The following is a 4,435-nucleotide window of genomic DNA, read 5'->3' as shown; positions in this document are numbered from 1 at the left end:
CAAGCACTGCAGGTTGTCCGATAGCACAACACCTTCGGTATAGTTTCCAGGCTCTTTTCTTGCTGCGCGAAGCATACTTTTTTGCTCTTCGGTCAGGTCTTTAAAACGTGAAATTTGCTCAATCTCTTCCTTTGGGCAGACCATGGCAATCCACCACTCGAACATGCTAAGCAGCTTTTTGGCGGCATCGGGAAAGTCTTCCAGATTTTGAGTGGCCAGCCATAACCAGGCACCCAACTTTCGCCACATTTTCACGATCTTAACCAGGAAGATAGCTAACAACGGGTTGGTGGTAATTAGGTGAGCCTCATCGCCCAGGACAAAAGTCGGACGGTGATCATATTGCTCACGCTCTACTACGCCGTTAATTTGATTCATCAGGCCCATAAATCCTAAGGCCAGCTGATCTTCATAGCCTTCGTTAGCTAACAGGCCCATTTCCATAATAGTCACATCGGCCTCTGGCCAGGCTTTGCCCACACGATTAAAAAAGTGCCCGGCAGTACCTGAACAATACAATGCCATTGCATCGGCCATGTCTTTGGCGCGTTCTCGACGTTTCGGCGTGCTGGACTCTTCTACCGCCAGCTTATTCAAAGCCTCAACTACATCCTCGGTAAGTACGATTTCTCGGCTGCCAGCCGTTTGCTTCTCCTCTGCAGCGAGGATAATCGCTCTACGAATCGTTAGGCGATCAGCACGTGTCATCACGGCCTCTTCCTTGCTATCCCCGCCGGTAATCATAATGCGGGCCTTCAGTTCCATCTCGCCCAACAGATCTCGTTCTTCGTCATCATCACTGCTATCCGAAGCATCCAATGATGCGTCTTCATCAAACAACGCTTGCTGTGCCCGTTCCCTTTTGAGCATTTCATAGGCGTCAGCAAAAGGCGGCAGGCTAACGTCTTCCTTGGGGTGAAGCGTCACCTGATTAACGCTCAGCCCGAAATATCGACAATAGTCCCCCAACAATTTGAACGACCCGCCCTTTTCAATAATGTAAATTCGTGCACCGTAGATCGCTGCGACCTGTAACAGGATGTACACCATTAATGCCGACTTACCAGAACCAGGAGGCCCCAGAACCAAACCAAAGGCATTCTTGGCCCGATCCAGCTTGTTCAGCGGATCGAAGGTCAAAGGCTCGCCGCCCCGATTAAAGAAAACCAGACCCGGATGCCCGGTGCCCCGACTGCGACCGTAGAATGGCAATAACCTGGCCAAGTCACTAGAAAATACCAAACGACTCTTCTTGTTCACCTTCTCCCGCTTCGGCTCATAGTTCATGGGCAACTGGCGAATATAGGTATCCAGCGGCAACAACTCATCTTTCTCTCGAATGGGGTGCAAACCATTAGCCAGCAGCAACGCGTTGACTTCATTAGTCTTCTTTTGCAGATCAGCGAGGGAATCCCCACGGGTAAACAGCGTTATAACAGTGGGCAACAGATAGTCCCCGTGGGACATCCATTTCAAGGCTTCCTTGGCATCCTGCTCAGCCGCCATCGCTTCTGCTGTTTCACCCTTTGCTGAATTGAGCACCTGCACCACATGATTCTCAACGAGGTCTTGAGGTTGAAGCGTCACGCATAGGGAAAGAATGCTGCCCTCTGGCAGCTTATCGAACAAGGCATACAGGTTATCGCCAACCTGTCGCTCACCGGTAAAGTGACCGGGCAATGGCTTCCTTCGCAGCGCATCCACGGTAATCGCTCTATGTGGCAAGTCATCGAAGTACCAAACGCCGTGACCGCCATCGGATGAGGGCTGAGAAAGAAACAATAGGTCGGACAGATCGTGACTAAATGCCCGTTCCTGCTTTTCAGGAAGTTCCATTAGCTCAGTGAGCCTGTCCAAATCCCCATCCGCCACCTCAGCCTTAGGGTTAAACCAACGTAATAGCCAGGCATAGAGATCATGGTCATCACATCGTCGAATACCAATGCCTGTGGCTGCCATCTGGGTGACAAAGCGTTCCGCGACCTGGTTGATTTCGGTAACGGGGTCGATATGTTCGTTATCATTTAACTCTCTCCGGCGATACAAAAACACTCGCACACGGCGCACTTTTCCTCGCCAGCTACCGCCCGTCACCGTGTTATCTTCGAATAGCCCGGCACTCTGCGTCATTCGCTTGAAATGCCTTTGCATACGGGCAACAAAGTTACTGGCTAACAAACGATGCTCTGGGGTTTGCCTGCAATGGCTCTCTGTATAGGTATTTAAAGATCGTGATAATGCCGATAGCGAGTCTTCATCTGAGACAAAACACTGCAATACGAAGGGGTTATCGTGTGCCGGAATCGTGTGGTTGATACAGGTTTGTATATTGGCCTGAACTTCTTGCAAGAATTTACTTGAACGCGCTTCAGTGGAAACACCAGTAATTTCAAACATCGCTGCAGCACTAAAACCATCTTCAAGGGTAAACGTCTCGGACGCCTCATCGTAGTCTACCCACGGTAACCAATCGCTTAACGACGCGGGGTGACGATAGAGTGTATCCACATCAGCATCCGTAATCGCTGAATCACGCTTTGGTTGCTTGCCTATTAATTCCTTATCTGCCATGTCTATTCCCACCCTGCCTGTTCACCCGGAGCCGCAATATGATCCTGGGTGTAAAGCCGGAAAAAGGTGCTATATCCAGGCACTGGGTGGCCTGCAGCAGTCAGATGCCTGAAAACATACATTCGCAGCGTCGGATTAGGTAACCACTGAAACTCTTCTTGTTCAGCATTGGCCTCATCGACGGCGGCACGTTGCGGCCTCACCAGCTGTTCATCGTTAGCATTGTGAAATTTTTCATCGTGAATGCTCTTCATAGAAGGCATATCAGTGCCAAATACTTTTGCCTTTGAACTAGCGCAACCAGACAGTAGTCCGGCATTAATCCAAATCGTGATTAATATCAGAATCATTTTTCGCATAGCGTAATCTCCTTGCAATCGAACTTTTATCCAGTGGCAAACTGCGGTCTAAATGAACGGATACTTCTACCCCTGGATTTACCACCACCGCATCAAAACTTTGCTTTTGTCTTGCTAATAGCCACCGGCTGACCTCATCTGTTGCTGACTGCACTGCCTCACCAGCAACCAGTTTATTAATGTCACCCACGACCGTGCTTGTTGTTGACCCGGTTAATGATGATGTTTGCCTCTGCTGCTGTGCTTCGGCATAGGCAGAACCCGCCGCCCCTAACCCTGCCAGCCCAATACGCTGAGTAATAAATGATGGTGCGTTGGTGACAAAGCGCCCCGCCACACAGGGCACGCCGCTAGGATCAGAGATGTAGCCCAAGGGTTGCCCCTGACTACTGTGGTTAACAATAGAACCGTCCTCAAAAATGAAGGTGGCCGATGTTAGGCGAGCACTCACGCAGGAGAGATTCCAGTCACCAAACCCCAAACCACTGAAAATCATGCCTTCGACCTCAGGCATATCGTGGCCATTGGCTAAAAGATTTTCTTTGCCGATATAGATTTTTACCGGATAGGGGTCAGGCGTCTTTCCCTCCACAGGAATACGGCCAATCAACGCCGTTAGAGCTAGTCCATCCGTTAACGTTGCATCTTTGGGGATCGTATAAACCGGCTCGACAACAATCTGATTTTTCTTCTCAGAATCTCGTACCTCGTGATCCGTCGCAGACGTATTGGGAGAACGAGGCAACAAGCCGGTAAATCGGCCCTTATCACCTTCGGTTGTTTGGGGTTCGACATAATCAATAGGGTTATGCCAGGCACCCTGATCTGGATCGACCGGAATCACATTCTGACCATCAAAACCAAAGCCTACGGGAAACCCATCCTGATTTAATTGCCCAATGTTGGTTGAGCCTTTACTTTCTTTCAAATCATTAAGCTCACGCCTTAGCTGACCGAGGTGCTGTTGAAGCGAGCCTATAGTCGCCTTGGTTTCATCCAATGTTTCCTGCGCTTGCAGATTTGCCGTCTCCAGCCTTGATACTTTTTGCTGATTCTCTAGCACCTTACCCATGTTTTCTTTGGTTGATGCGTTCAACGTATCCGCCTTTTTAACCGCCTCTCGGGCGTAGGCCTGTAATGCTTTGATAGTATCAGTCTGCGTATCACCATCCTGCGGTTTGGCTTTAGGGTCATATCCCGGTATCTGCTCCACAGGCTGATAACTTTCCTGTGTTTCCGAGCACATCACCAGAGACAGGCAACCAATGGCCAGTGCAGTCCCCCCGATTAGCAACGGATTCATACGCTTTTCAGCCATCCTGGTTTTCCTCTTTACCCGTTTGCCTATTTTGCAGAGCCCGGCTGTCAATCGGCAGGGAAAGGCTTTCCACGAAAGATCGATTCGAGACCAGATACAAGGTGGTTGTATCTGTTTCGCTACCCATTCCCCCCAAACGGTCATGCTGCAATGTTGCCGTCAGCCAATCTCCACGAACGAGGCGACT

At 49.9% G+C, this 4,435-nt stretch carries 4 protein-coding genes; all 4 read right to left on the bottom strand.

Translation table 11 applies throughout. The annotated features are described in order from the left end of the window. Window positions 1–2,571 (bottom strand): conjugative transfer ATPase (locus Q0241_RS03125; protein WP_299372932.1); only part of this gene is annotated, 2,571 nt, incomplete at its 3' end. Window positions 2,572–2,573: 2 nt separating this feature from the next. After that, on the bottom strand, window positions 2,574–2,930 hold the full coding sequence (locus Q0241_RS03120) for a hypothetical protein (protein WP_299372929.1): 357 nt from the start codon (window positions 2,928–2,930) through the stop codon (window positions 2,574–2,576). After that, window positions 2,890–4,233 carry a TIGR03752 family integrating conjugative element protein gene (locus Q0241_RS03115; RefSeq protein ID WP_299372926.1) on the bottom strand — a complete coding sequence of 448 codons (1,344 nt, stop codon included), beginning with the start codon at window positions 4,231–4,233 and terminating at the stop codon, window positions 2,890–2,892. Before Q0241_RS03115 ends, Q0241_RS03120 begins: the two co-directional genes overlap by 41 nt. A 7-nt stretch (window positions 4,234–4,240) precedes the next feature. Continuing rightward, window positions 4,241–4,435: DUF3438 family protein (locus Q0241_RS03110; RefSeq protein ID WP_299372923.1), on the bottom strand; the 195-nt coding region annotated here is incomplete at its 5' end.

The organism is uncultured Kiloniella sp., from assembly GCF_937128705.1.
Taxonomy (GTDB): domain Bacteria; phylum Pseudomonadota; class Alphaproteobacteria; order Kiloniellales; family Kiloniellaceae; genus Kiloniella.
The sequence above is the reverse complement of the archived record's forward strand: the minus strand, read 5'-3'. Positions and strand labels throughout refer to the sequence as shown.

Bases quoted from the DNA above. Each gene is read 5' to 3' on its own strand.
- Q0241_RS03120 (WP_299372929.1), bottom strand. From the start codon at position 2,930: ATGCGAAAAATGATTCTGATATTAATCACGATTTGGATTAATGCCGGA.
- Q0241_RS03115 (WP_299372926.1), bottom strand. From the start codon at position 4,233: ATGAATCCGTTGCTAATCGGGGGGACTGCACTGGCCATTGGTTGCCTG.